This window comes from Leptolyngbya sp. FACHB-541 (assembly GCF_014695875.1).
Classification (GTDB): domain Bacteria; phylum Cyanobacteriota; class Cyanobacteriia; order Elainellales; family Elainellaceae; genus JAAUTN01.
Genome location: NZ_JACJPC010000135.1, coordinates 55,704 through 82,443, shown reverse-complemented (window position 1 = coordinate 82,443; position 26,740 = coordinate 55,704). Strand labels below are relative to the sequence as shown.

The 26,740-nt window shown below is 49.4% G+C and carries 22 protein-coding genes; 13 read left to right on the top strand and 9 right to left on the bottom strand.

The window, feature by feature from the left end:
* The first annotated feature begins 12 nt into the window (after window positions 1-12).
* Window positions 13-807 (top strand): nickel pincer cofactor biosynthesis protein LarB, encoded by a 795-nt coding sequence (larB, locus tag H6G00_RS29410; RefSeq protein WP_190686077.1) that lies wholly within the window; start codon window positions 13-15, stop codon window positions 805-807.
* Between the two features lie 47 nt (window positions 808-854).
* Window positions 855-1,352, top strand: a complete 498-nt coding sequence (locus tag H6G00_RS29405) for a DUF29 domain-containing protein (RefSeq protein WP_190799433.1) — start codon at window positions 855-857, stop codon at window positions 1,350-1,352.
* A 124-nt stretch (window positions 1,353-1,476) separates the two neighbouring features.
* Here H6G00_RS29405 and H6G00_RS29400 read toward each other — a convergent pair whose 3' ends face one another.
* A complete protein-coding gene (locus tag H6G00_RS29400) occupies window positions 1,477-2,214 on the bottom strand; it encodes a phycocyanobilin:ferredoxin oxidoreductase (protein ID WP_190799432.1) in 738 nt (245 codons plus the stop codon).
* A 149-nt stretch (window positions 2,215-2,363) separates the two neighbouring features.
* Between H6G00_RS29400 and H6G00_RS29395 the strand changes: the two genes are divergently transcribed.
* The 3 genes from H6G00_RS29395 (at window position 2,364) to tatA (ending at window position 5,575) form a co-directional block, all read left to right on the top strand.
* Entirely contained in the window at window positions 2,364-3,824 is a 1,461-nt protein-coding gene (locus tag H6G00_RS29395; RefSeq protein WP_190799431.1) for a protein kinase, read from the top strand.
* Window positions 3,718-5,310: a serine/threonine-protein kinase gene (locus H6G00_RS29390; RefSeq protein WP_347278242.1), complete on the top strand. Its 1,593-nt coding sequence runs from the start codon at window positions 3,718-3,720 to the stop codon at window positions 5,308-5,310. Before H6G00_RS29395 ends, H6G00_RS29390 begins: the two co-directional genes overlap by 107 nt.
* A gap of 82 nt (window positions 5,311-5,392) precedes the next feature.
* Window positions 5,393-5,575, top strand: coding sequence for a twin-arginine translocase TatA/TatE family subunit (gene tatA / locus H6G00_RS29385; protein WP_190642754.1), 183 nt, complete (start codon window positions 5,393-5,395; stop codon window positions 5,573-5,575).
* A gap of 50 nt (window positions 5,576-5,625) precedes the next feature.
* Here the strand turns inward: tatA and cphA are convergent, their stop codons facing one another.
* The 3 genes from cphA to H6G00_RS29370 form a co-directional block, all read right to left on the bottom strand.
* Window positions 5,626-8,391, bottom strand: a complete 2,766-nt coding sequence (gene cphA, locus H6G00_RS29380; RefSeq protein ID WP_190799430.1) for a cyanophycin synthetase — start codon at window positions 8,389-8,391, stop codon at window positions 5,626-5,628.
* A gap of 142 nt (window positions 8,392-8,533) precedes the next feature.
* On the bottom strand, window positions 8,534-9,385 hold the full coding sequence (locus tag H6G00_RS29375; RefSeq protein ID WP_190642759.1) for a cyanophycinase: 852 nt from the start codon (window positions 9,383-9,385) through the stop codon (window positions 8,534-8,536).
* Between the two features lie 394 nt (window positions 9,386-9,779).
* Window positions 9,780-11,042, bottom strand: a complete 1,263-nt coding sequence (locus H6G00_RS29370; RefSeq protein ID WP_190799429.1) for an MFS transporter — start codon at window positions 11,040-11,042, stop codon at window positions 9,780-9,782.
* Between the two features lie 418 nt (window positions 11,043-11,460).
* Here H6G00_RS29370 and trmD point away from each other — a divergent pair, with 418 nt between their 5' ends.
* The 5 genes from trmD to H6G00_RS29345 all read left to right on the top strand — a co-directional run bounded on the left by trmD (window position 11,461) and on the right by H6G00_RS29345 (window position 15,723).
* Window positions 11,461-12,174, top strand: coding sequence for a tRNA (guanosine(37)-N1)-methyltransferase TrmD (trmD, locus tag H6G00_RS29365; protein WP_190799428.1), 714 nt, complete (start codon window positions 11,461-11,463; stop codon window positions 12,172-12,174).
* A gap of 4 nt (window positions 12,175-12,178) precedes the next feature.
* Window positions 12,179-13,018, top strand: a complete 840-nt coding sequence (locus H6G00_RS29360; RefSeq protein ID WP_190799427.1) for a sialate O-acetylesterase — start codon at window positions 12,179-12,181, stop codon at window positions 13,016-13,018.
* Window positions 13,019-13,034: 16 nt separating this feature from the next.
* On the top strand, window positions 13,035-13,526 hold the full coding sequence (gene ispF / locus H6G00_RS29355; RefSeq protein WP_190799426.1) for a 2-C-methyl-D-erythritol 2,4-cyclodiphosphate synthase: 492 nt from the start codon (window positions 13,035-13,037) through the stop codon (window positions 13,524-13,526).
* Window positions 13,527-13,576: 50 nt separating this feature from the next.
* Window positions 13,577-14,281, top strand: coding sequence for a PHP domain-containing protein (locus H6G00_RS29350; RefSeq protein ID WP_190686098.1), 705 nt, complete (start codon window positions 13,577-13,579; stop codon window positions 14,279-14,281).
* Between the two features lie 737 nt (window positions 14,282-15,018).
* Window positions 15,019-15,723, top strand: a complete 705-nt coding sequence (locus H6G00_RS29345; RefSeq protein WP_190642748.1) for a hypothetical protein — start codon at window positions 15,019-15,021, stop codon at window positions 15,721-15,723.
* Between the two features lie 18 nt (window positions 15,724-15,741).
* Here H6G00_RS29345 and H6G00_RS29340 read toward each other — a convergent pair whose 3' ends face one another.
* Window positions 15,742-16,281: a L,D-transpeptidase gene (locus tag H6G00_RS29340; RefSeq protein WP_190799425.1), complete on the bottom strand. Its 540-nt coding sequence runs from the start codon at window positions 16,279-16,281 to the stop codon at window positions 15,742-15,744.
* A 489-nt stretch (window positions 16,282-16,770) separates the two neighbouring features.
* Here H6G00_RS29340 and H6G00_RS29335 point away from each other — a divergent pair, with 489 nt between their 5' ends.
* The 3 genes from H6G00_RS29335 to H6G00_RS29325 all read left to right on the top strand — a co-directional run bounded on the left by H6G00_RS29335 (window position 16,771) and on the right by H6G00_RS29325 (window position 21,388).
* Complete coding sequence (locus H6G00_RS29335; RefSeq protein WP_190799424.1) at window positions 16,771-17,904, top strand: hybrid sensor histidine kinase/response regulator; 1,134 nt, start codon at window positions 16,771-16,773, stop codon at window positions 17,902-17,904.
* A gap of 88 nt (window positions 17,905-17,992) precedes the next feature.
* Complete coding sequence (locus tag H6G00_RS29330; RefSeq protein WP_190799423.1) at window positions 17,993-19,375, top strand: aldehyde dehydrogenase; 1,383 nt, start codon at window positions 17,993-17,995, stop codon at window positions 19,373-19,375.
* Between the two features lie 15 nt (window positions 19,376-19,390).
* Entirely contained in the window at window positions 19,391-21,388 is a 1,998-nt protein-coding gene (locus tag H6G00_RS29325; protein WP_190799422.1) for a cation:proton antiporter, read from the top strand.
* A gap of 1 nt (window position 21,389) precedes the next feature.
* Here H6G00_RS29325 and H6G00_RS29320 read toward each other — a convergent pair whose 3' ends face one another.
* The 4 genes from H6G00_RS29320 to H6G00_RS29305 all read right to left on the bottom strand — a co-directional run bounded on the left by H6G00_RS29320 (window position 21,390) and on the right by H6G00_RS29305 (window position 26,634).
* Complete coding sequence (locus tag H6G00_RS29320; protein ID WP_190642743.1) at window positions 21,390-21,974, bottom strand: hypothetical protein; 585 nt, start codon at window positions 21,972-21,974, stop codon at window positions 21,390-21,392.
* An 11-nt stretch (window positions 21,975-21,985) separates the two neighbouring features.
* On the bottom strand, window positions 21,986-23,212 hold the full coding sequence (locus H6G00_RS29315; protein ID WP_190799421.1) for a type II secretion system F family protein: 1,227 nt from the start codon (window positions 23,210-23,212) through the stop codon (window positions 21,986-21,988).
* A 184-nt stretch (window positions 23,213-23,396) separates the two neighbouring features.
* Entirely contained in the window at window positions 23,397-24,524 is a 1,128-nt protein-coding gene (locus H6G00_RS29310; protein ID WP_190642741.1) for a type IV pilus twitching motility protein PilT, read from the bottom strand.
* A gap of 106 nt (window positions 24,525-24,630) precedes the next feature.
* Window positions 24,631-26,634 carry a GspE/PulE family protein gene (locus H6G00_RS29305; protein ID WP_190642740.1) on the bottom strand — a complete coding sequence of 668 codons (2,004 nt, stop codon included), beginning with the start codon at window positions 26,632-26,634 and terminating at the stop codon, window positions 24,631-24,633.
* Window positions 26,635-26,740 lie beyond the last annotated feature (106 nt).

Here is a 26,740-nt window from a genome sequence, read left to right as displayed (position 1 = left end):
CCCTCCCTCCCCGTGTCTCAACCCGAAGCTCTCCAAAATCTGCTCAACGCCGTCGCTCTGGGTGAAATCAGCCCAGAAAACGCGCTCGACAAACTCAAGCATTTCGACTTTGAACCGGTTGCCGACTTTGCCAAGATTGATCACCATCGATCGCTCAGAACTGGCTTTCCAGAAGTAATTTGGGGTCCAGGCAAAACGCCGGAGCAGATTGCTCACATCATGACCGCAATGCGGCAGCGCAACCCCGTTGTGATGGCGACTCGAATTACGCCCGAAGTTTACGAAAAGCTTCAGCCGCAGGTTCCTGGGCTACGTTACTTTGAGCTCGCCAGAATTTGCGCTTTGGTGCAGTCTTCTTCAGCAGATGGTGAAATGCCAGAAGTTCAGCATGAGGGGGCAATCAGCCTTCTCTCTGCCGGAACTGCCGACCTTGCCGTCGCCGAAGAAGCAGCCGTCACCGCTGAGCTATCTGGATTTCGGGTAAATCGACTGTGGGATGTTGGCGTTGCCGGAATTCATCGTCTCCTGAGCAATCGCCAAGTCATCCAGGAAGCGGATGTTCTCATCGTTGTAGCAGGCATGGAAGGCGCACTTCCTAGCGTCGTGGCAGGGCTAGCAGATTGTCCCGTCATTGCCGTACCAACCAGCATCGGCTACGGAGCCAACTTTGGTGGGCTTGCCCCTCTCCTAACCATGCTCAACTCCTGCGCCGCTGGAATTGGAGTCGTCAACATCGACAACGGCTTTGGCGCAGCCATTCTCGCCGGGCAAATTCTCCGCACCGCTCAGCGTCTCAAGGATCGTTAAGCGCAACGCTATATTTGAAACAGAGCAGCTTTTTAGGTCGTTTGCGTATGACATTATCTGAATCGTCAACGGCTAAACATCTTTCTGCTCTGTATGACCAGGATTATTACCTGTGGCTCACCACAACGGCTGAGCTGTTGCGGGAAAATCAGCTCTCTGCCCTTGATATCACAAATTTGCTAGAAGAAGTTGAGGACATGGGCAGGAGTGAGAAACGGGCGTTATACAGTAACCTCAAAGTGCTGTTGATGCATCTTCTCAAATATCGGTATCAACCAGAAAAACGCTCAAATAGTTGGGTTGCCAGTATTGTTGAGCATCAACAGCGCCTTAGACAAGCGTTGAAGGAAAGCCCTAGTCTGCGATCGCACCTTACGCAGGTATTCAATGACTGTTATCAAGACGCTAGAGAATTGGCTGCTGCTGAAACTGGACTTTCGATTGATCAGTTTCCACCTGCGTCTCCCTTCTCTGTCGAAAACATTCTCAAGACATTCCCTGATTTAGAGATCAATCAGCAGAAAGAATCAGGAACATCAGATTAAGCAACTCGGCTAAACTTCATTAGGATCAATTCCCAGAGCGTAGCTGCTCGGCAAGGTGTTCTGCCCACTGTTGGGTCGATGCTAATTGTCTTTTAGTTAGTTTAGGGGCGATCGCCTAATGTTGTTATTCAGGTGGAAGGTCAAACAGTACCGTTGTCAGGTAGCGCTCTGCCCATTCATCACCAAAAGCCTTCTCTAAAACGCGGCGAGTTTTATCATTTTTCTGCTGTTTAGTGCAGTAATAGTGCTGTCCAGCAAAGATTTCAGACCGTTGCTCTGGCGTAGAAGGAGTAGCGATCGCCACCTGACAATGAACTTCTAAAAATGCTGCTACCCGTTCCAAAAATAGCGTTTCTTCTTCAGGATTACCTGGACGAATAAATAGACAAAATTCAGAAAAAATATCACCCCAATCTGGCAAATCACGCGGTTGGGAAAAAGAGATGTGGGGTAAAGCTTGTAATCTGGACTGATAGCTTTCGGGTAATGTGCGATCGCTACTTGTTGGAGAGAGATCAACGATTGCCGCGCTAATTTGTCCTCGTCCACCTACCAAATCTGTGCCAAACATCGGCAGAGCGTAGTCAGGACGCGGAAACATTACACAATGCAGAATGTCTAGCGTTGTCCCCACTCGCGCCAGCTCCAAATGCATCTTGCGGAACTGGGGTGACTGATAGCAGCGATTCTCAATCGTCAGCCTTTCCCCTTCCAATCGTCCTTCCACGTAGCCCAAATCTTCAGGAAGTTGGTAAGGAGACAGATCCAGATGCTCTTGCCAGATTGCTTCAATGCGATCGGCAAGCCGCTGAATTAAAGGATGCTGTTGGGCGCGAATGGAGGTTTTAGTAATTTCTGACATGTGAAACAGGAGTTTTATAAGAAATTAAGTGCTTGATCCAGCTTAGAGGAATCTGGGATCAAGGGCAGCAGAGTCACCCTATCAGGTGATTCTGCTCACCTAAAAAAATGAGCTATAAATGACACACAACAATAGGGGAGCAGCTACGTATGACGCAATCCCGGCAAAACGCTCCCGGTGAAGTATTACACGATCGCTACCAAATTCAGCGGCAGCTTGGGAAGAATGCTGGACGGCGAACGCTGCTAGCGCGTGACCTGCAAACCCAAGAGTTAGTCGTTGTTAAACTTTTGTCCTTTGACAACGATTTTGAGTGGGATGATCTGAAGCTATTTCAGCGGGAAGCCGAAATGCTGAAAGCACTTTCCCATCCGGCAATTCCTCAATATCTCGACTGTTTTGAACTGGAATTAACCTACGGTAAGGGGTTTGCCTTTGTTCAGAACTACGTAGAGGGGCGATCGCTTGAAGAACATGTCCAGTCAGGACGCACCTTTAGCGAATCAGAAGCAAAACAGATTGCCCAATCCCTTTTAGAAATTCTCACCTACTTGCACGGACGACAACCGCCTGTCATTCATCGAGACATCAAGCCCAGCAACATTTTGCTCACTGACCGATCGGGCAACAGTCCGGGACAGGTTTATCTCGTAGATTTTGGCTCCGTCCAAACGCTAGCTGCAAGTCAGGGAAGCACCATCACCGTTGTTGGTACCTATGGTTACATGCCGCCTGAACAGTTTGGCGGATACGCTGCGCCTGCTTCAGATTTGTACAGTTTGGCGGCTACTTTAATTTATGTATCGACAGGCAAACATCCCGCCGATTTACCTCAAAAAGATCTCTGTATTCAATTTGAGTCAGAAGCTCAGCTTAGCTCCGCGTTTACCAGTTGGCTCACTTGGCTCACAGCACCAAATTTGAGCGATCGCCCCTCCTCTGCTGAGCAAGCCCTAGAAGCATTGCAGCAACCTGCTCAAATTAGCCCCTATGTATTATGCCCCAAGGAAGTCGTGCCGATGGGGGAACTGTTGTGGAACAGCCTTTGGCGCAGTTGCAGTGTGGGATTTGTGGTTGGAGGAGTGATTTCTGTAGTCGATATTCTGTCCATAGTAATCCTGATCGGGTTAACTTCTGACGCAAGTGTTTTCAACATTCTCAGTATTTTCTCTTACGCTGCTTTGGGGGGCTTATTAGGTGCAGTATTGTATGGCTTACTTGCAGGAATTCCGGTTGGTTTTATAATTAGCATCTGGACGCGTCGGCAATACTACCCCCTTCACCACCCACGCAAATACAGACAAACGATCAAAGCAGTTGGTACTCTGACTGGCATCGCTGCGGCAGTGATAATTTTTTGGGGTTTCATCATTGCCGGGCTAGCACTTACAAATTCTGATGCTGATATGGCTTCCTATAATGTAATAACCTTGGTTTTGGTTACGGTAAGAGCCTTTTCGTCAGTTGTCTTGTGGGGATTGGTGGGAGGAGCGATTGGACAAAGTGTTGCTCAGTGGTATGAGCGGCGATCGCGCATTGGAGATCCCGAAGAAGAAAAGCCTCGTCGAGCTTTACCCAATTACAAACTTTTCTTCATCAATCGGAGCTAATTCTGCTTTGCAGTCTCATTCAGGCAAAGACTGGTCGCTACGGGTTTACGGTCCCAATTGTCAGACATTAACCAACATGACAGATTTTGCCAGGGAAACCTTACCCAGTTCTTCTCATGCAGCCTCCATTAACCTTCTCAATCAGGTACTGCATGGACGCTATCAGATCCAGCAGCAGTTGGGCAGGCGAGCCGGACGGCGCACCTTTTTAGGCCTCGATTTAAACACTCAAACACAGGTTGTACTGAAGTTACTATCATTTGGTAATGACTTTGAATGGCACGATCTGAAGCTATTTCAGCGACAAGCCGAAGTTCTTAAGGCACTGTCTCATCCAGCCATTCCCCAATATTTGGATTATTTTGAGCTAGATTTACCTGGCTTGAGAGGTTTTGTGCTGGTGCAGACCTATGTAGCAGGCAAAACGCTAGAGGAACATCTGAAGGCGGGGCGATCGCTCAGTGAAGCGGAAGTCAAACAAATCGCCAAAGATCTGCTGGAAATCCTGGTTTATTTGCACGGACAGCAGCCTGCGGTCGTACATCGAGATATTAAGCCGAGTAATGTGCTGCTAGGCGATCGCTCTGGCAACAGTCCCGGTCAGGTTTACCTGATAGACTTTGGCTCCGTTCAAAATTTGGCAGCAAGAGAAGGAGGAACCATCACCGTAGTAGGCACCTATGGCTACATGCCGCCTGAACAATTTGGCGGACGGGCAGTGCCAGCCTCAGATCTCTACGGCTTGGGAGCAACCCTAATTTACCTGGTGACAGGTAAGCATCCCTCAGATTTACCTCAGCAAGATTTTCGGATTCGGTTTGAATTTGCTACCAATGTTTCTCCAGACTCCGCAAGCTGGCTCAGACATTTAACAGAGCCAGGTTTAGAAAAGCGGTTTGCCTCTGCCCAAAAAGCACTGGACGCGCTTGGGCAATCTAGCTCCATTCAGCAAATGGGATTGGGAGGGGTTGCTCAACCTGTTGGAAGCCAAATTTCGCTGACCCAGCAACCCGACTTTCTAGAAGTTCTGATTCCGGGAAAGTTTAGCCTCAGTCAAGTTGCACTGATTGCGCTATGTACCTTGCTTCCCGCTCAGATTCTTACTCGAGTTGCGTTGATAACGCCAGCTTTGGCTCCTCTTGGATTCTTACTGCTACTGCCTTTACCCAAAGTTTTGTTCTCCGTATTTGGGCGAATTCGGCTGCGGATTGATCAACAGCATATTTCCACAATGCACGAGCTATTTGGCTTTGAGTTCAGGAGCAAATCTAGTCCCAGACAAAATATTCGGGCAGTCCACCTGATTCAACCCAAGCGATTTGGAGCTAGACCAAAGTTAGTCATCTGGACTGAAAATGCAGATTCAAAGCCTCAAAAACCTGAAAAATACGAGCTTCGCAAAGGTGATTTGCTAGACCAATGGGAATTGAAATGGTTAGCGCATGGGATAAGCGACTGGCTAGGCTTGCCGCTGACCCGAAAGTAAGGAGAACCGGAAGGCTTGCTCTTTCCTTTCCGAATCGCCCTATAGTAAATGGGATAAAGGGCTTAACGATAGGAGATTCTGTATGGCATTAGGTTTAGGCTGGGCAGAAGTGAGCGTCATTGGAGTCGTAGCACTGCTAATTTTTGGCCCCAAAAAGATCCCAGAGCTGGGTAGCGCTTTGGGCAAAACCTTGAAAGGCTTTAAGGAAGAAATGAACCAGCCCTCAGAAGATGAGGAACAGGATTTGGATGAGGACAAATACTAAATGAATGATTAAAGGTAGTAAACATTTGCTACCTTTAACCGTTCACCCTTTTATCCTCGATTAACGCCCAAGTTCAGTGTCGCTTCCTCTGCCTGCACTTCAACAGTTTGGAAGCCGTTTTGAGTGTTGGCAGCAGTTTCGACTGTCACGGTATAGTCACCGTTGGAGTTACTGATGCTGGCAGTTTGGTAGGGAGTTGGCTGTTGTAAAGGATGTCGAGCTTTGATCAGGCTAATGGCGCGACTGACAGTTTCCGGCAAAATGACAACTAGACCGCCTGAAGGCGCACTATCTAGAGCGGTATTCACTGCTTCGGTTTCATTCAGAATGACTTCGTAGGGGCGATCGCTTCCTCCTTTCTGAATGCCCTGAACGATGAGTGCGGCTGCATCACCTCGTGGACGACCTCTCGTGTCGTCGTCTTCTTTAACGATGATTCGGTCAAAGATATCGGCAGCGAGTTTGCCTAGCGTGATAAAGTCTTCGTCGCGGCGATCGCCTGGCCCACCCACAACACCGATGCATTCTCCGGGCCAGTTGTTGACAAAGCTGCCTAACGCCTCATAGCTGGCGGGGTTGTGGGCATAGTCAATCAGGGCATGGAACTCTCCCAGGTCAAATAGGTTCATTCTGCCGGGAGTTTGATCTACCGATGCCTGGAAGGTCATCAGCGCTGCCCGAATACTTTCGATGCTGACACCCTGAGCAAAGGCCGTAAGGCTGGCTGCTAGGGCATTGGCAATCATGAAGGGGGCACGTCCACCCATCGTTAGCGGCACATGCACTGCTTGCTCGATTCGCAATGTCCAGTCGCCTTTGAGAATGGACAGGTAGCCATTCTCGTAGACTGCTGCTAGGCCGCCCCTTTGGGTGTGCGATCGCACCAATTCGTTGTCTGGATTCATCGAGAAATAGGCAATCTGTGCTTTTACCCGTTGTGCCATTGCTGCAACGAGGGGATCATCAGCATTCAGAACAGCGTAGCCATTGGATCGAGCTGTTTCTACGACAACGCTCTTGAGGTGTGCCAGGTCTTCTACCGTTTCAATGTCACCGATTCCCAGGTGGTCAGCCGCGACGTTCAACACAACGCCTACATCACAGTAGTTAAAGCCCAGACCCGATCGCAAAATTCCACCTCGGGCTGTCTCCAATACGGCAACTTCTACGGTGGGGTCTTGCAAAATTACCTGAGCGCTTTGCGGGCCAGTCGTATCGCCCTTTTCTACCAAATAATCTTGAATGTAAATGCCGTCGGTGGTGGTGTAGCCCACGACCTGTTGAGTTTGCTTAAAGATGTGGGCAATTAGCCGTGTAGTGGTGGTTTTGCCGTTGGTACCCGTGATCGCAATGATGGGGACGCGGGTCGGGGTTCCGGGCGGAAACAGCATGTTGATTACAGGTTCTGCCACGTTGCGAGGAATGCCCTCACTGGGGCAGACGTGCATCCGGAAGCCGGGGGCCGCATTGACTTCAACAATTACGCCATCGGTTTCACGCAGGGGACGAGAAATATCTGCCGTGACGATGTCGATCCCAGCAATGTCTAGCCCAATAATTCTAGAAACTCGCTGCGCCAGCCAAATGTTTTCGGGGTGAATGTCATCCGTGCGATCGACTGCAATTCCACCTGTACTAAGGTTTGCGGTGGCTCTGAGATAGCAAATTTCTCCAGCGGGTAATACGGTATCGAGGTCATAACCCTGGCGATCGAGCAGTTGCCAGGTGGTGCGATCGATCTCAATTCGGGTGAGAATGTTGTCGTGCCCTTCGCCCCGCCTTGAATCGCGATTGGTCTCGTCTAACAGTTCAGAAATAGTCGATTTGCCATCTCCGATGACGTGAGCAGGAACCCGTTCTGCAACCGCAACAACTTTGTGGTTAATCACCAACACGCGATGATCCCGTCCGGAGTAGTAACGTTCGACAATTACCGCTTTGGAGACTTCTTTGGCAGCATCATAGGCTTCTTCTGCCAATTCCCAGGAGTCAATGTTGATCGTGATCCCGCGTCCGTGATTGCCGTCCAGCGGCTTGATCACGATGGGGTAGCCACCGACATCGGCGATCGCCTGTTCCAGTTCGTCCAGGTAATAAATCACTGCTCCACGCGGCACAGGAACGCCTGCATCTTGCAGAATCTTTTTCGTACCCTCTTTATCAGAAGCCAGTTCAACGCCCAAAATGCTGGTGAAATTGCTCAGCGTTGCCTGTACTCGCTTTTGGTAAGCTCCGTGCCCTAGCTGAATCATGGCGCGAGAGCCTAGCTGTATCCAGGGAATATCACGGGCTTCGGCTTCTTTAACAATGCTTTCAGTACTTGGTCCCAGAGCTGCTTGGGCACCGAGATCCTGCAGATCGCGCAGGTCTTGCTCCAGTTCTTCAAGTGGGTAATGTCCTGTTTCAACAATGCTCTGGCAGAGGCGGAAGGCAGCTCTAGTGGCATAGCGTCCGGCTTGCTCGTCTATGTATTCCACCACCACCTGATACACGCCAGGGGTTGCGGTTTCGCGGGTACGACCAAACCCAACGGGCATTCCTGCTAGAGTTTGCAGCTCCAAGGCGATATGCTCCATGATGTGTCCCATCATGGTGCCTTCTCGTACCCGACTGAGGAATCCCCCTCGGCAGCCTGGAGAGCAGAAATGTTCAAGTAAGCTGGGAAGCGCTTCGGTTAGTCCTTCGTAGAAGCCGGGAATTTCATTGGAGGGGCGTTCTGCCAGGTCTTCTAAGTCCAGGCGCACTATCACCAGCTTTTGGTGTCGAATGCTCCAGTAATTTGGACCACGTAAGGTTTGGGTTTTTAGAATTCTCATAACAATGTTGGCGGCTCGCTTGGGGCGAAAAGGACGCTATTCAATACTGTCTAGTCTCAAGCTTGGGAAAACTGTTAGACCGTTCACGGTGAACAGTTTTGAGCTCAGGTGAGTTGAATTAGACTAAAATTTGGCTCACTCCTTAAGCCCTGGTCGCAAGAGCTAGCCGTTTGTTCATGTCGTAGCGATCGCCAGGACTGAGAATGTGAACTCTCAAATTGTGGATGCTGAGCGGATCGGTAGTGCCCACGTCAGATTGATTGGTGTGAGAAACGCTGCTGGGATCAATCACCGTAACCGTGCCTTTGCCGATCACCTGAAAGATGCCACTGTCTTCAAATAGCGCACAGGTATCCTCATCGATGCCGATCCCCAGTTTGTCGGGATAGATAGAGATCGCGCTCATCAGGCGCGCCATACGATTTCTGTTGTGAAAGTGCTGATCCACAATCACATCAGGAATGATGTTTAACCCAGTCGCTAAATCTACTAGAGATCGATTCGGTGATTCGCCGCTGCCACCGCCAGCAATCATGTGTTCTCCCATGACGGCAGCCCCTGCACTCGTACCAGCCAGAGTAATTTCACCTAACTGTGCCCGAACGCGGACTCTTTCCATAATAGGGGTATCTGCCAGCAACCCGCAGAGCCGAAGCTGGTCGCCACCCGTCATGAAAACGCCCGTACACTGCTCTAGGTAATCTTTCCAGTCAGGATTTTCGCTTTGTTCGCGATCGCGAATATCTAAAATTTCGATCGCTTTTGCCCCCATTTCCTCAAAAATGGTGCGATAGCGATTGCCAATCACGCTAGGTTCACGCGAGGCACAGGGAATAATAGCAATTCGAGCGTCAGTTGCCCCCGCTCGATTAAAAAAAGCATTGAGAATTTGCCGTCCGTGAACTTTGTCTTCAGCACCGCCAATCACCAACACGGCAGCTTTTGTCAAATAAGGCATCCTCTGCTCATGGAATTGGGGTTCTAATTGCAGCATGAGATCGCTCCTGGGCATGAAGTTCATCAATCGCTCCAGCAGCTTACTAATTGAGATATTACCTCTATTCATCCTCTTGCTCCACCCTTGAGGTTTTGCACGATTCAGGATGCTTTTAAGCTGAGAAACACAGAACCGTTGATCATTCTACCCACTGCCTCCGCTATCTGAATTTAAGCAGAATACTAAGGGAACAGGTTTTCACCTGGTTGTCTTAGCCTGAACTAGAACTAGACCGACTCAAGCCGCTTCTGTTTCTGGAGCGTTACCAATACACACTATGACAAATATTTAAGCATAACTTAAGAGTTTCTTGAGTTTTTCTTATAGAAGGTAAGGGATTGGGGATTGGAGATCAACCTCGTTCTCAACCCCAATCCCCAATCCCTAATCCCTAATCTCCGCTCAACACTGCTTCAACCTGATGAACCACGGGTGCTTCGGAGCGGAAAAGTGGAATGGCAGCGATCGCCAGTAAAAGCTGCATTACCCCAAAAATTGCCAAAGTGGAACCAAAGCCAAAGCGCAAAATTTCTCCAAATAAGTAGCTGCCAATGCCGAATCCAGTGAATAAGGCAAAAACTTTGAATCCCATAATCTGCCCTAGCGTGCTTCTACCACTCAAATCGGTGACAATTCCAGCAAATAGAGGTTGAGTCAGGTCATAGCCTAATGACAAAACCAGGATGGCAGCTGTTGTACCAGCGACCGGAATCTGAAAAATCATGGCAAAGGCAGCGAGGGCAGCGATCGCTAACCCAGGTGGAATCAGCCATCTACGCCCCCAGCGATCAGCAGCTCTACCAATAAACGGGCTAAAAATTAAACCCGGAACGCCATAGCCAAAAATCGCCAGTCCAATTCCAATTTCATTCAGGTCATACCGCTGCGATAAATAGAATCCAAGCCAGGTGTAAACGCCCGAATGAAAGATACCGTTGAGCAAAACGTAAGCGTAGGTGCGCTTTCCCCGTGCAGAAGCTAGAACCGTGCGATATCCAGCAAAAACCTGTCGAATTGAAGGAAGCGAGGTCAGCGCAGGTGAATCAAACAGCGCACCATAACGATGTAAGCGCCAGAGGACCAAAGTTGTGGCGATCGCCGTCCCCACAAACAACATTCGCCAGCCAATCAACGGATCAAGCAACGCTCCACCTGCCGAACCCAACGCCATGCCACCCTCCATCATGGCGAAAACCAAACCCAGCATTGCTCCCCGCTGGTTAAACGGAAACAAGTCTCCAATCAGGGCAAAGGTTAGCGGAATTACGCCACTCGCACCCAGCCCAGCCAGTAGCCGTAAGGCAACCATTTGAAACGCAGATTGGGCAGTGGCAGTGAGAAATGTAAACAGAATAAAGATGATTAGCGAGGCTCGTATTACGGGCCAGCGACCAAACCGATCAGAGATGAGTCCATAGAAAAGAGCAGCGATCGCATAAGCCAGCATATAAGCAGGCACAATCAGCCCGATCTCCTGCTCTGGCACCTGAAACACCTCCGCCAAACGTGGGATCAATGGCGCAATCATGTAGCCCTGGAAAAAGATTAAGCCTGCAGCACTGGAGAGCAGCCAGAATAGACGTTTGTGCTGCTTCATCCGATGTTTTAGGTCAGCCTCCTCGATATGCTTAGAGGTAATGAGATGCTCAGACATGATGATATTTAGATATAAACTGCTGAGGCGGGCTGAACTGGAGAACTCTGTTACTTGACAGGCTTCTCCCAAGCCGCTTCTGGTTTGCCTGGTGACATTCAAATGCGATCGCATTCATAAAGCGCTCGCTCGCAAAAAGCTCTTACTTCCTACTGACTAACGGCAGCATGGGAAGCTCGATGCAAAACCTACATTTAGAAATGCATTTTTTACATTCCTTCACATCTTACAGGCTGTTCAGGAATAAAGCTTCAAAATGTTCATCAAGAACTTTTTTGCCCCACATCAGGACAACTAATCCCTCTCCTCTAAGCCGTGCTTCAACACAGAGCCTGATCCCCGACCCCTAATCTCCAATCCCTAATCTCCAATCCCTAATCTCTAATCCCTAATCTCTAATCCCTAATCTCCAATACCTGTGCGCTTCGACATCATCACCCTATTCCCAGATTTCTTCGCCTCCCCTCTGCAATCCGGCTTGTTGGGCAAAGCTCTAGCAAAACAGATTGCAGAAGTACATTTGACGAACCCTCGCGACTTCACCACTGACAAGCATCGACGAGTCGATGACGAACCCTATGGTGGTGGCGTAGGAATGTTGATGAAACCAGAACCAATTTTTGCGGCGGCTGAGTCGCTTCCGGTTTTGCCTCAACGAGAAGTGATTTTGATGACTCCTCAAGGCAAGACGATGAACCAGCCCATGTTTCAGGAGTTGGCGGCAGGCTACGACCAGCTCGTGATTATTTGCGGCCACTATGAGGGCGTAGATGAGCGCGTTTTGCACCTGGTTACGCGTGAGGTTTCGCTGGGGGATTTTGTCCTCACCTGCGGTGAAATTCCCGCTTTGGCATTGCTGAATGGCGTAATTCGCCTCCTACCTGGCACGGTTGGCAAGGTAGAATCGCTCAAGGTAGAAAGCTTTGAAGCCGGACTGTTAGATTATCCGCAATATACTCGCCCGCCCGAGTTTCGGGGTTGGCAGGTGCCAGAAGTGCTGCTATCTGGCAATCATGCGGGGATCGATCGCTGGCGAAAAGAGCAGCAAATTCAACGCACCCGCGATCGCCGCCCTGACCTCTACGAAACCTGGCTTAACCAATCCTCCCCTGATCCGCGTGGACTAGAGTGACTCCATGGCAGCAATCAAGCTTTTTATTCTGGCTGGGCAAAGCAACATGGTGGGGCGGGGAGAACTTACGGAACTGCCCCAAGAGCTAAAACAGCCAAACTTTCAGGTATTGTGGTACGGCTCTGATGGATGGCGACCGCTCAGCCCACCCACAGAACCTTTACCCTGGAGCAGCAAATATCTGGAGCTTCGATTTGGCATGGAGGCTTCGCTGGGGCGATCGCTCTCCGAGTCGCTCTATCAATCCGTCGCCATCGTCAAATATGCAGTTGATGGTACTGATCTAGGGGAACAGTGGCAGCCTCAAAACTGTACGCTCTACTGTGCCATGCGCGATCGGGCGAATATGGCGATCGCTGACCTGAAAGACCAGGGCTATGAGGTAGAGGTCGCAGGTTTTTTCTGGATGCAAGGGGAGAGTGATGCCCTTTATCGTTCCTGGGCAGTTCGCTACGACAGAAATTTGGCTCGGCTATTTGCCCAAACTCGGCGCGACTTTGGAGCTGATCTGCCAATTGTTTATGGCATGGTGTCAGGTGATCCTGAGCGGCTGCCGTATCTGCAAACTATTAGAACAGCCCAACAGCAGCTTGACCAGCGCGACCATCGGGCGATCGCCGTTGAGACTGAAAGCTACACCAAGTCCGATACAATTCACTGGAACACAGCCAGTACACTCAAAGCTGGAGAAGAATTTGCCTCTGCCTGGTTGAAATTGGGCGAACCTCAAACGCCTTTGCCCTTCACCCCTCAACCCCAGTTTGTAATGGGCTTAGCTGCGTTTGTTCTTTTGCTTATAGGGGCAGCTGTCTTCTCCTGGTCTGCTCGAAAAGCTAAGGCTTGATTTTAGGAGTGTTTCAGTGTCAGTTAATCTTCGGATTGGAAATGGTTACGACATTCATCAGTTGGTTCGCGATCGCCCCCTGATCTTAGGTGGCATCAAAATTTCTCATGAATTAGGACTGCTAGGTCACAGCGACGCAGATGTGCTGACTCACGCGATCATGGATGCGATGCTGGGAGCACTAAGCCTGGGTGATATTGGGCATTATTTTCCCCCAACTGATCCTCAATGGGCGGGTGCCGATAGCTTATTGCTACTGGCGCAGGTCAACCAGTTGATCCAGGAGCGGGGGTGGCAGGTGAGCAATCTAGATTCGGTGATTGTTGCAGAGCGCCCAAAACTCAAGCCGCACATTCAGGCAATGCGCGATCGCCTTGCCGAAGTCCTAAAACTTGCCCCCGACCAGATTGGGATCAAGGCTACAACGAATGAAAAGTTAGGACCCGTTGGGCGAGAGGAAGGAATTGCTGCTTACACGGTCGCCCTGCTAGAGAGGCAGGGCAGTTAAAGAGTCTGTTTGGGTATAGTAGAAGACGAGTGTAAATTTTTAAGACCTATATGGCTGCCAATCTTGCTCAGGCTTCCGCTCAGATAGCAGCGCAGGATGCACCAGCACTAAAGCGCGTCTTTGACACGATCACCCTAGAGAGCTGCCCACGCTTATACAACTTCCACATGCACACTGTCTGCTCAGATGGCAGGTTGCAGCCTGAGCGGTTGATGGAACAGGCGATCGCTCTCGGTCTAAAAGGACTAGCAATCACCGATCACCACACGGTTAAGGGCTACTATGCTGCGCAAGAGTGGCTACAGTGGTACACGCCCGAATTAGCTCAGGTCGGTTCTGTGCCCCGCCTCTGGACGGGCGTAGAAATTAACGCTGGACTATTAGAAACCGAGGTACACATTCTTGGTTATGCCTTTGATCCGACTCATCTAGCACTCCAGCCTTATCTAAAACGAGAGTCTAGTACCGGGGATCACTACCAGGCGGAGCAAGTCATCCACGCCATTCAAGCGGCAGGTGGTCTGGCAGTGTTGGCACATCCGGCTCGCTATCGGCGATCGCACCACCAACTGATACCTGAAGCAGCCCGACTGGGGATTGATGGGGTGGAGACATACTACGCTTACAACAACCCTCAACCCTGGAAACCTAGTCCAAAGCAAACGCAAGAAATAGAGCTATTAAGCAAGACCCACAGTCTATTCAGCACTTGTGGCACAGATACCCACGGTCTGAGCTTATTACAACGGCTTTAAGATCAGGTTAAACTTTCAGCCGTTTTCGTAACATGGTTGGCAAAGTGTAACCCAAGGCTGCTAGAGGTTTTTAAGTATTGAAAGTAAGCCTAGAAAGTCGTGTCAATTTGATTTTTGTTTGTGGCACAGGCTGAACGTGCCAGGAGTTTATTAGCGAGAAATTGCTTGAATCCTCTTTTCTGTTAAGTAATTTTAAGCGATTCTTATTTCCCTGTGTTATCAGACGGTCGCAGTCGTGGCAGATCGAAGGCATCTACTGCAGAATCTTGGCGAAATTAGCGTCAGCAAAAAGGCACTTCCTGAGAAGTGCCTTCAAATTGGATTGAGTAAAGCTGATTTAATAAATCTAATGATAAACACACAGCTTTTTTAGAACAGCTCTTTTCTAGGGTAAAGCGCCACTCTGCATGGTGATAATGCCAATTACTCCTACGCTGGCTAGAGCGAATAGAAGAACCATGGAGATGGATTGTCCCAAATGTTTTGAAGTTTTCATAAGTTTCTTACCTCTTCCTTAATTTTTTAAGAATGTTCCTCAGAATACCAAAGAACTTCTTGGGGCGAAATGAAACAGGTAGAAACTTAAATCAACTTAATCTTTCTTAAGATTTGCGATCGCTCTAACTCACAATTTTTAAGCCAAAACTTTGCTTTGCGATCGCTCCATTCGCCCCATGCTCTAAATGAATTCGCTATAGTGCTGCAAACAGTTTGAGTGGGCGAATGTTGGGGCAGTCGTGAAAAAAGTTGGATTTATTGTTTTTGCAATTCTCTTAGGAGTTGGTTTGGGAGCGCTTGCAGCAATTTCCCTCTCTTGGCAGCAAGCAACACAGCTACCGGAGTGGTATGACAGTCAGAAACAAGCAACTAATCTAGACGCAACGGAAAGCACGATCGCCAGAGATAGAATCATTCGAGGAATAACCACAACTAGTAGCAGTGGAATCACCCGCATTGATGGTGAACTCAATGCAACAGATATTAATCAGTTAGTTGTGGGAGCGATCGCCACCAATCCCAACTACCGTCCTGTCTTGGAAGGAACCAGAGACATTAATACGACCATTCAAAACGGTCAGGTGCAAAGTGGAGCCGTGGTTAATCTGTCTGAGATTCCAACGGAGCAACTCAACCCCACAGAACGAGCTTTATTGGAGCGGCTTTCCCAAACCTTTCCTGCTCTAGCAGACCGAGAGATTTACCTTGGCATTGAAGGACAACCCAGCTTTGAGCAGGGGCGCTTGTTGTTGAGTGAGGATACGGTTATTCGCGTGGGCGATCTGAGGCTAACGCTCGACCAACTCCAAAGCCTGTTTGGAGTCTCAAGAGAACAGATCGAGCAGCAAATTAACCAGAAGCTTCAGCAAGAAGGACTGGATCTAAGCACAGTCGAGTTTCAGGGTGATAGCGCTGTGGTCAGAGGAGAAGTGCGATCGCCCTGAGTTACTCGTAAACTTCAATCACTCATGCACTACAACTGGGGTGCCCATCTCTGCCCAACTAAACAACCACTCCGCATGATCGACTGCAACATTGACACAACCGTGGCTCATCGGCACGCCAAACTGATTGTGCCAGTAGGCACCATGAATTCCATAGTTACCGGAGTAGTACATCACAAAGGGCACATCGGGAATGTTGTAGTCATCTCCCTGCATTCGTGCAACGCGATGCATCGACTGGATTTCAAATGTGCCGGTCAGAGTAGGGGTTGCGTCTCTGCCCGTTGAGACAATCACCGCCCGCACCGGATTGCCGCCCTCCCAAGCAATCAAGCGCTGTGTAGACAAGTCAACCTGAATCCAACGTTGGCTCGACTGCTGTAAGTCGTACATGCGAGTAGCGATCGCCTCTGCATTGTCAGGCGGCTCGACCGCCAATACTGACCCAGATTTTGCTCCAGCAATGGAGAGTGCTAGCGCCAATGCCGTAGTTAGGGAAACCTGAACCCCAAATTTTCTCAAAGATAAGAGTAAGCCAGGACAGGTGAAGCGTTTCATATCAGGATTTGCAACCAATGCTATGAATAGCGACCTGTTTCAAAACCTAAAATGTTCCTACAATTGCGTTTCTGCTAGAAACCTTTACTTACAGCCATCCTTCAATGGGTAAGTTATAGCGTAGGGGCAGTTCGCGAACTGCCCTTACAAGGATTCGTAGTTTATCCAAGTGGAAATTGCTGTAAGCCGTATCCAACAGATTCTCTAATACCACTTCTAAACATTAGAACTACAAATGGAGGGGCACCCCGCGTCACTGCCCTTCCATCTGTAGCTTATTTTTGTAGAAACGCTGTAAAAACACTGAGCAGGATTCATGGTCTTGACGTAAAGGGGATGTTCTGGGGAAGTAGGGTAAGTAAAAATACTAAAGAAAATCTGAAGAATACTTCGTTGGTAGGAGGCAAAAAGCGGGTCGGGATGAGAAGATCTTCAAAAAAGCTCTTGACAGTCGTTCTTTCTATATATCGTGACTAAGTAATTATTTTCATGGACTACTCGCCGCTATTTGGTAGATCTTCCAAAGTTGATCGCGTTCTCGTTGTAGACGATTCGCCCGACAACACGTTTTTAATTCAAGCAATTTTGGAGGAAGAGGGATATAAGATCGACGTTCTCAACAATGGCAGCGATGCTCTCGCCTACATTAATGCGTCTCCACCCGATCTGCTGCTGCTAGACGTGATGATGCCAGGCATGGATGGCTTTGAGGTAACACAGCGGATCCGTAAAAACGCTAAGCTGCCGTTTATTCCAATTTTACTGATTACGGCTCATGACCAACCCCGTGTGTCGCAAGGGTTGGATATTGGTGCGGATGATTTTATTCGTAAGCCCGTTGAGTTTGATGAACTGTTAGCCCGGGTACGATCGCTGCTGCGACTCAAGCACAGTGTTGATGAGCGAGACCAAATTGCCCGTCAGCGTGAAGATTTTGTCTCGCGTCTTACTCATGATCTGCGGACTCCACTTGTAGCAGCAGACCGGATGATGTCGTTGCTGCAGCAGGGGGCGTTGGGCGAGTTGTCTCCTGAGGTCATAGAGGCCCTGGCGACCATGGAGCGCAGCAATCAAAATCTGCTCGATATGGTCAATACCTTGCTTCAGGTTTATTGCTATGAGGCAGGACGGAAGACGCTTAGCCTGACCCCAATCGATGTTCGCCAACTGCTTAAGGAGGTTGTGCAAGGGCTGATGCCGATTGCCCTCGATAAGGGACTGGCTCTGCAAACGAATCTTGCCAACGATGATAAGCTGATTGAGCTGCGGGGCGATCGCCTGGAACTACACCGTGTTTTTACCAATTTAGTCGGCAACGCGGTCAAGTTTACGGACACTGGCTCAGTCACCGTTCGACTCAGCACTACCGTTCACGCACAGGCAGACCAATCTGCTGAATCTTGGGTCAAGGTAGAAGTCGAAGATACTGGCCCAGGAATTTCGCCAGAGTATCACAGCTCTTTGTTTGAGCCGTTCCGCCACGGCAACCACAAGCGATCGGGTAGTGGACTGGGGCTACATCTTTCCTGCCAAATTATCAAAGCGCACCGGGGCACCATTGAGGTTGAATCTCAGTTGGGCAAGGGTAGTCTGTTTACGGTGGAGTTGCCGACTCATCTCTAGAACGGATCCGCTTTGTCTACCTACCAAAATTTTGGTGGAACCTGTCACAATTAAGGCGATTCCCCTTTTTGAAGTAGGTTGAGACAGCATGGTGCAGTTAGCGACCAGTCAGGTTCACGAACTTGTGCAGCAGCAGCGACAGTTTTTTAACAGCGGCAAGACAAAATCCGTTGACTTTCGCATCGCTCAACTTCAAGCCCTGAAGCAAGCAGTCATCGCTCACCAGGCTGCCATTTTGAGCGCACTTGCAGAAGATTTGGGAAAACCGGAGTTTGAAACGTTTGCCACTGAAATTGGCGTAACGCAAGAAATTGATTATGCCTTGAAGCATATTCGCACTTGGGTTAAGCCCAAGAGAGTAGCCGCACCGTTGACGCAGTTTCCTGCGGTGGCAAAGATTTTGCCAGAACCTTTGGGGGTTGTACTGATTCTTGGACCCTGGAACTATCCGTTTCAACTGATGATTTCACCGCTGGTGGGTGCGATCGCCGCTGGCAACTGTGCTCTGTTGAAACCATCTGAGATTGCCCCAAGCACCTCTCGGCTAGTCGCAGAAATCATCCAAAAAACCTTTGACCCTGCCTATGTCAGTGTTGTAGAAGGCGGGGTAGAGGTCAGCAAAGCTGTTTTAGCAGAAAAGTTTGACCACATCTTTTTCACAGGCGGTACGGCGATCGGCAAAATTGTCATGGCTGCGGCGGCTCAACATCTGACTCCTGTAACACTAGAGCTAGGCGGCAAAAGTCCTTGTATTGTCGATCGCAACATTTCCCTAGAGGATGCTGCCAGACGGATTGCTTGGGGCAAGTTTATCAATGCGGGTCAAACTTGCGTTGCACCCGATTATCTGCTGGTTGATCGTCAGGTTAAACCTGCCCTGCTGACCGCGATTCAAACTTGCATTCAGGAATTTTATGGAGAAGATCCGGCTACAAGTCCAGACTATGCCAGAATTGTAAGCCCCAAGCAGTTTTCGCGATTAGCAAACCTTCTGCAGAGTGGCAAGATTCTGATAGGGGGTAAAACAAATGAGCAGGAGCGTTACATTGCGCCAACTTTGATAGATCAGATCTCACCCGATGATCCGGTGATGCAAGAGGAAATTTTTGGGCCAATTCTGCCAGTGATTGAGTATGAAGATATCGGCGAGGCGATCGCCCTGATCAACAGCAAATCCAAACCTCTGGCGCTCTATCTCTTTTCGCGCGACAAACAGCTACAGCAGCGAGTGCTTCAAGAAACCTCCTCTGGTGGTGTTTGCATCAATGACACGATCATGCATATTGGCGTTCCAGAACTTCCCTTTGGCGGCGTTGGCGATAGCGGAATTGGCAGCTATCATGGCAAGTCCAGTTTCGATACCTTTTCCCATCACAAAAGCATTCTGCAAAAATCCTTTTGGTTTGGGCTCAAAATTTTATATCCACCCTATGCAGGCAAACTCGACCTGCTGAAAAAAGTCTTCAGTTAATCGAGAAAAACTAATATGGCTCAAGAACTGACGCTGATTGTTGAGATGGTTACGGTTCTTGGAACTGCAACGCTGGGAGGATACTTAGCCAACCGACTTCATCAGCCTGTACTGTTGGGCTATCTGCTGAGTGGAATTGTCGTTGGACCAGCAGGTTTTGGGCTGGTCAGGTTAGAAGGCGACATCGCAGTTTTATCTGAGGTCGGAGTCGCACTGCTGCTTTTTACTCTGGGAGTAGAATTTTCTCTGGCAGACTTGCTGCAGTTTCGACGCATTGCCTTGGGGGGCGGCTCAATTCAAATTTTACTGACCACGTTGTTGGGAGGTGGATTAGCCTATGCGACAGGTTGGGTAGATACCGTTCCGACTGCCATCTTTCTGGGAGCCGTGCTTTCTCTCTCCTCAACGGCAGTCGTGCTAAAAAGCTTGATTGAGCGAAACGAGGTGCAGACAGCCTACGGGCAGGTCATGCTGGCAATGCTGATTGCCCAGGATTTAGGTTTAGGGCTTATGCTGGCCGTTTTGCCTGCCTTGACTCAACCGCCAGAGGCGATCGGCGGTGCACTGATCAGCGCCTTGGTGAAATCCTTGTTTTTCATAGCCATAGCACTGGTTGTGGGAATATGGCTGATTCCGCTGATTATGCGGCGGGTGGTCAGAACGGGCTCCCAGGAAGTGTTCATTCTGACGATTTTTACTCTTTGTCTGGGCGTAGCGCTGCTAACTTCAGTGTTGGGTTTGGGGATCGCAATGGGCGCTTTCGTAGCAGGGCTGATGATTTCATCTGTTGACTCCGCAGATCAGGCGCTAGATAAAGTTTTGCCGATGCGCGATGTGTTTTCGACGCTATTTTTTGCCTCGATTGGCTTGCTGATTGATCCCCTGTTTTTACTGGAAAATATTTGGGTGCTGCTGGGGTTGGTGGCGATCGCCATGATTGGCAAAGCCTTGATTGTGACTGGTGTTGTCCGGCTGTTCGGCTATTCTCTTAAAACATCACTCACGGTAGGACTAGGGATTAACCAAATTGGAGAATTTTCCTTTGTTCTGGCAGGAGTTGCCCAAAGTCTAGATTTGTTTTCGCCCCGACTCTATGGACTGACTGTTGGCACAACCGCTGTAACACTCCTGGTTACGCCATTTTTTCTCAAAGCATCTCCTTATCTTTTCAGCACTCTAGAAAGATTGCCGCTGGTTGGCTCAATGCTGCGCGACAGTCAAGCTCCTCGTGCCATTGCGGTTGACGCAGGCATCTCTAACCACATCGTGGTGGCAGGTTATGGCAGGGTTGGGCAAACACTCGTGCGGCTCCTGCATTCTCAAGGGCATCATGTTTTGGTGATTGACAACAATGAGGCGACTGCTCAAGCTTTGCGAGATCAGGATATTCCTTACCTTTACGGAGATGCATCCAGTGAGCTGGTGTTGCAAAAGGCGTATCTACCTAAGGCAAAGGCATTAGCGATCGCCCTACCCGATCCCCTAGCCACCCGGCTGACACTCAAGCGGGTGCTAAGCTTGGCTCCCGATCTGGACACGATTGTGAGAGCGCACGTTAACCAAGAGATTGACGTACTCTACCAACTCGGAGCGCAAGAGGTCGTTCAGCCTGAGTTCGAGGCGGCTTTAGAAATGGGAGCGCATCTGTTGCTTAATTTAGGCAGTCAGCCTAACCAGGTTCTGAAAGTAATTAATACCTATCGCTCTAGGCGCTATCGCGACATTGTGCCCGAACGAACGGAACTGGTCGTAACTGACTTAGAAACTGCAATGGAAGGGCTTCAAGGGGAATGGCATACATTAATGCCAAGTTCTCCCTTGAATGGGTTAACGCTAGCAGAAGCTGACATTCGGCACAAGACTGGTGTGACGATCATGGCAATTCGGCGTGGCAGGGAGGTAAACCGTTATCCTGGTGCAGACACGCTGCTGTTGGAGGGCGATCGCCTGCTTGGAGTCGGCAGCATAGAAGAACGAACCGCTTTTAAAGCATTAATCAGCGGCAAAGGTTAACTCATCCCTCATCATTCGCCAATGTCTCTAACGACTCTTGCTGCTCTTCTTCAACGGAATAAATGCTTTCTGTCACATAGGGCAGACTAGCACCACGCAGACCGCGTCTGATGCGGTCTGGAGTTTCTGGGAACGTAACAAACAGCGGATGCGTTTCATCAGCTCCCTCACTCAGAATGTGTCGATGGCGGGGAGGCATCATCCACTCATATCCTTTGTCGAGCCAAATTTGAGTTTGTCTCCAACGACCCAGTAGCTCTGAAAAATCTTCTTGAGGGCGATGGATAAAAACAAAAATTTCTACGCCCGTCTTGATCTTCCACTCTGGATCGCACATCAAAATACCAACGTCACAGGGCAGCCGAACCATTTGTCCGGCTGCAATGCTGACTTCTGTTGCACTGATTGCAGGTGCTGCATCCCGAATCCGAACGATGGGAAGCGGAATCGTAATAACGCTCTCGCTGGGGCGGCGCATACTGGGGATCATTTCCAGATAGGGGCGAAATCGCTTGAGTAGGGCGATCGCCCCTAAGTGGTCACTATAGTCCGCCAGAGACTCTTCGTAGTGAGATTGTCGAGTCATGGTTTGATGAATTATTGGATTGCATCCATCACCTTAAACATTGGCAAGTACATCGCAACCAGAATCGAACCCACCATGCCACCCAAGATGACGATCATGATCGGTTCCATAATGCTAGTTAACGCTTTGACGGCTTGCTCAACTTCATCTTCATAGAAGTCTGCAACCTTCATCAGCATCGTATCGATTTCTCCAGTTTCTTCACCAATACTGATCATCTGAATTGCCATTACTGGAAAGACCTGCTCTTTCTGCAATGCCAAACTGATCATGCCGCCAGACTGCACCTCTCGCTTTGCCTCATCAACTGCGTTCGCAATCACCTGGTTTCCGGCAGTATCTCGCACAATTTCCAGAGCCGTCAGAATGGGAACTCCAGATCGAGATAAAGCACCAAAGGTACGACAGAAACGAGCAGTGGCAGTCTTCTGGATCAAATCACCAAACAGAGGCATCTTCAGGAAGAAACGATCCATCGTTTCCCGTCCAACTCGGGTGCTGTAGTACTGTCGATAGGCAAATGCTAAAACGATCAGAATAATGATCAGACCAATTACATAAGTAGGTGTTCTTAGGAATGCACTGATCTGAAGCATCACCTGAGTAAATACAGGCAGCTCTGCGTCTAGCTCATCAAAAATGCCCGCAAAAATTGGTAACAGGAAGACAGTCATCCCAATAAAGACGGAGATCGCAATCACTCCTACGGCGATCGGATAGGTCAGTGCTGACTTAATCTGGTTTTGCAGCCGAGAAACGTCCTCTAGCAACTTTGCCAGACGATTCATGACTTCATCCAACACCCCCCCAACTTCTCCAGCCTGCACCATACTGACATAGAGATTATCAAAACATTTAGGGTGCTTTCGCATCGAGTCTGAAAGGTTAGTACCCTGCTGCACGTCTGAACTGATTTCTTGCAGCGCTTTCTTAAGTTTTGGATTAGGGCACTGGTCAGATAATACGCCTAGCCCTCTCACCATTGCCACGCCAGCATTAATCAACACTGCAAACTGACGAGAAAAAATTGCTTTGTCCTTGATTGAAACGTTGGTCAAGGCAGTTTGGAGCTGACTCAAATCAACGTTCATGTTCAAGCCCTGATCTTCAGTCAGTTCTTGAACAAACAATCCCTGCTCCCGCAGCGTAGAACGCGCTTCAGCAGGAGTGTCTGCCATAATTTTTTGCCGTCTTGGGTTTCCTTTAGCGTCTCGTGCGCGAACAACGTAGGTAGGCATGTCTCACCGTCTGAGTAAGTAAGGGGGTGTGAAGAGAAGAGGACAAAAAGGGAATAATGGGGAGTTTACCTGGATTCAAGCCAATTTTGTCACCCTAGTAAAGATTGATTTCAGGTGCCAGGATTGTCTCTGAGGTGCAGGCTCAATCCCTGGACAGGTTTAACAATCCTGGCACGTTGGCAGATTATCTGGGGTTAGCACCCGCATAGTTATTTGGCTTAGTTGGAATTGGCGCACCAGTACCGCCAATCAAGCGTTGCAACTCGTCCGGTCGAGAGGTTCTAGACATAGCGGATTCAAAGGAAATCAGCCCCGCTTTATATTGATCTGCCAAAACTCTTTCAAGCGTTTGCATTCCCAACTTACCGCCTGTTTGAATTGCCGAGTAGATTTGAGCGGTTTTACCCTCTCGAATCAAGTTGGCGATCGCCGGAGTCACAATCATGATTTCCTGGGCCATGACCCGCCCAAACTCGTTTGGCTTGGGATTTTTTCTCGACACCAAAGTCTGGCTAAACACCGCTACCAAGGAGTTAGAAAGCTGAACCCTGACCTGCTGCTGTCGCTCCGAAGGAAACACGTCGACCATGCGGTCAACGGTTTGGGACGCCGAACTGGTGTGCAGAGTCGCAAAGACGAGGTGTCCAGTTTCAGCAGCGGAGATAGCCAGAGAAATGGTTTCCAGGTCACGCATCTCTCCAACCAAGACGATGTCCGGGTCTTCCCGCAAAGCAGCTCTTAGCGCGTTAGAAAAACTCTTGGTGTCTTCGCCCAACTGCCGCTGGTGGATCAGACTCTTGATCGGTTCGTAGACAAATTCAATGGGGTCTTCAATCGTTAGAATGTGTTCTGCGCGAGTCCGATTGATCAGGTCGATCATCGCTGCCAGCGTTGTTGTCTTACCAGAGCCAGTAGGACCAGTCACCAGAATCAAGCCTCTTGGCTTTTCTGCCATTTCACGCACTACATCTGGCAACCCAAGCTTCTCAAAGCTAGGAATTTTGGAGCTGAGCGCCCGCAAACAGGCGGCGTAGGTTCCTCGATCTTTGTAAACGTTTACGCGAAAACGAGCCAATCCCTTTACCCCGTAGGAACAGTCGAGTTCCCAGTTTTGCTCTAAATTTTTCCGCTGAGTATTGTTGAGCATACTGAAGATCAGTCGCTGGCACTGTTCAGAGGTCAGTGGTTCATCTCCAATCGGAGTTAGATGACCACTGATGCGGAAGTATGGCGGCAACCCAGCAGAGAGGTGAAGGTCCGATCCACCCATCTCAATCAACTGCTCCATCAAATCTTCGATCATTAACTCCATTTGTTTTTCTCCTTTAAATTTGGTGATGCAGGGTTAGCGGCTTTCATCGCTGACGATGCTTCAAGCTGAACAATGATTTGGATGATACATACTCCAGGAAAAACTTCTAATCCTGGAAACGGGGAGTCGTACAGTAGGGACAGTCTAACCATTCTGGACGATGCTCAGCACCGCAGACTCGACAGGTCAATGAACTCTTACGCTTAGCTTTTAGCTCTGCTTCTAAGCCTGTATCGGTGAATGTAACCCGCTCAACCTCATCTAGCGTCGTAGACCCTTGACGTACCAGGTTCAAACTGTAGGACAGCAGCGTTTTCATGCCTTCTTCGACCGCTACTTCCTTGATGCGTTCGGTGGGCGCACCCTCGGTAATCATGGTTTGTAGTCGCTCGGTAACGCGCATCACCTCATAAACCCCACAGCGACCTTTGTAGCCAATGCCGCCGCAGGCTGAGCAAAGTTCTCCTGCTTCTCTTGCAAGCAGAATTTCTTCTGCTTGCAAAAAGTTGGCTTTATAAAACGTAATTTCAGCGTCGTGGCTGACAGAAAGTCCAAACCGAGCCAGTTCTTCGTGGGATGGGTTGTATGGAATGCGGCATTCGCTACATACTCGACGAACTAGACGCTGGGCCAGTACCCCAATCAGAGAACTGGAGACCATGAAGGGTTCAATACCCATCTCGTCTAGACGGGCGATCGCACTGGCTGCATCGTTCGTATGTAGCGTTGTTAAGACAAGGTGTCCTGTTAAAGCAGCTTCGATCGCCGTCTTCGCCGTCTCCTTGTCTCGCGTCTCACCTACCAGAATCACATCTGGGTCTTGTCGCAAAAATGCCCGCAGCACTGAAGCAAAATCTACGCCCTTCTCCCGCAAGACCTGAACCTGAGTCAGTCCTGGCAGTGTATATTCAATTGGGTCTTCAACTGTACTGATATTGACGCCGGGGTCATTTCGCTCTGCCAGCGCTGAATATAGCGTCGTGGTTTTACCTGATCCGGTTGGGCCAGTGACCAGAATCAACCCAAATGGACGAGCAACCATCTCCTGCATAATCTGCAAGGTATCTGGGTCAGTAATCAGTTTGTCTAGACCAAGCTGAGTCGCAGAGTTGTCTAGAATTCGCAGAACGACTTTCTCTCCGTAGCGGCTAGGCAGTGTGCTAACCCGAAAATCAATTTTGCGATTATCAAAAATCCGCCGAATTCTACCATCTTGGGGCAGGCGACGCTCAGCGATATCTAGCTCAGCGATGACTTTGAAACGGGCTGTCACCGCAGCCACAATTTTTTTGGGTAGGGGATCAAACGCTTGTCGCAGTACACCATCCTTACGAAAGCGTACCCGCAAAGACTCTTCCTGAGGCTCGATATGAATATCAGAAACCCCCTCCTGCAGAGCTTTGACCATGATTTTGTTGACCAGAGCAATGACTGGAGCCGCCTCTGCATCTTGCAGAGCCTCATCTAGGTTTGCATCTAGATCGCCTGGTGCTTCTTGTAGGTCTAAGTAGTCTAGAACCTCCAGGTCTGCTTTAACATCTACCTTCGATTCCTGTTCACGCTGCTTTTCCCGCTCTTGTTGCTCGTCAAGATAATGATTGATGATGCGCTGATAATCTTCTGCGGTAATCACCATCCGCCGAAGCCCCAACCCTTTGGGTCTCAACAGTCGATTCAAGTCGTCCTGTGCATCTAGATTGTCTGGATCAACCATTGCCACGAGGACATAGGGCAAATCTCCCTCCTGCTTAGACACGGGCACCAACCGATGGCGACGGCAAAAATCAACTGGAATCAGCGTGTCAATCAGCAGGCTTACTTGATTTGAGGAAATCTGGTTGATTTCCGGGTCGAGAGACTCAACGCCGTAGAGAATTTTAAGTTCAAATAGCTGCTGCTTCTTGTATTGGCGTAACAAGTCCGGCGGAAGCTGCTGCCCTGTAATCATCTCCAGCACTTCGGTCAGGGGTCTGCCTGACTTACGGCTTTCAACTAGAGCTTGCTGCATCTGCTCGTTGTTGATGTAGCCCGACTGAATCAGTTTGTTACTAAAGGGCGAAAAATTATGCTGGACGATTAGGGCACGGCGCTGTGACGGGGAATTAGCCATAGCTGATGCAGAAAGTCTCCTTACAAGAGGGTCTCAGGATTGTTACCAGAGCGTTTATGAGGATAATCGACTCGCAGCTAAAGTTAATTAAGGCTGCGTGAGAAAT

What these genes read in the sequence shown, in the direction of transcription:
- H6G00_RS29320 (WP_190642743.1), bottom strand. Translation starts at nt 21,974, where the DNA reads ATGACTCGACAATCTCACTACGAAGAGTCTCTGGCGGACTATAGTGAC.
- H6G00_RS29325 (WP_190799422.1), top strand. Translation starts at nt 19,391, where the DNA reads ATGGCTCAAGAACTGACGCTGATTGTTGAGATGGTTACGGTTCTTGGA.
- H6G00_RS29360 (WP_190799427.1), top strand. Translation starts at nt 12,179, where the DNA reads ATGGCAGCAATCAAGCTTTTTATTCTGGCTGGGCAAAGCAACATGGTG.
- H6G00_RS29335 (WP_190799424.1), top strand. Translation starts at nt 16,771, where the DNA reads ATGGACTACTCGCCGCTATTTGGTAGATCTTCCAAAGTTGATCGCGTT.
- H6G00_RS29330 (WP_190799423.1), top strand. Translation starts at nt 17,993, where the DNA reads ATGGTGCAGTTAGCGACCAGTCAGGTTCACGAACTTGTGCAGCAGCAG.
- tatA (WP_190642754.1), top strand. Translation starts at nt 5,393, where the DNA reads ATGGCATTAGGTTTAGGCTGGGCAGAAGTGAGCGTCATTGGAGTCGTA.
- H6G00_RS29405 (WP_190799433.1), top strand. Translation starts at nt 855, where the DNA reads ATGACATTATCTGAATCGTCAACGGCTAAACATCTTTCTGCTCTGTAT.
- H6G00_RS29370 (WP_190799429.1), bottom strand. Translation starts at nt 11,042, where the DNA reads ATGTCTGAGCATCTCATTACCTCTAAGCATATCGAGGAGGCTGACCTA.
- cphA (WP_190799430.1), bottom strand. Translation starts at nt 8,391, where the DNA reads ATGAGAATTCTAAAAACCCAAACCTTACGTGGTCCAAATTACTGGAGC.
- H6G00_RS29315 (WP_190799421.1), bottom strand. Translation starts at nt 23,212, where the DNA reads ATGCCTACCTACGTTGTTCGCGCACGAGACGCTAAAGGAAACCCAAGA.
- H6G00_RS29305 (WP_190642740.1), bottom strand. Translation starts at nt 26,634, where the DNA reads ATGGCTAATTCCCCGTCACAGCGCCGTGCCCTAATCGTCCAGCATAAT.
- H6G00_RS29340 (WP_190799425.1), bottom strand. Translation starts at nt 16,281, where the DNA reads ATGAAACGCTTCACCTGTCCTGGCTTACTCTTATCTTTGAGAAAATTT.
- H6G00_RS29310 (WP_190642741.1), bottom strand. Translation starts at nt 24,524, where the DNA reads ATGGAGTTAATGATCGAAGATTTGATGGAGCAGTTGATTGAGATGGGT.
- H6G00_RS29375 (WP_190642759.1), bottom strand. Translation starts at nt 9,385, where the DNA reads ATGCTGCAATTAGAACCCCAATTCCATGAGCAGAGGATGCCTTATTTG.
- H6G00_RS29395 (WP_190799431.1), top strand. Translation starts at nt 2,364, where the DNA reads ATGACGCAATCCCGGCAAAACGCTCCCGGTGAAGTATTACACGATCGC.
- H6G00_RS29400 (WP_190799432.1), bottom strand. Translation starts at nt 2,214, where the DNA reads ATGTCAGAAATTACTAAAACCTCCATTCGCGCCCAACAGCATCCTTTA.
- H6G00_RS29350 (WP_190686098.1), top strand. Translation starts at nt 13,577, where the DNA reads ATGGCTGCCAATCTTGCTCAGGCTTCCGCTCAGATAGCAGCGCAGGAT.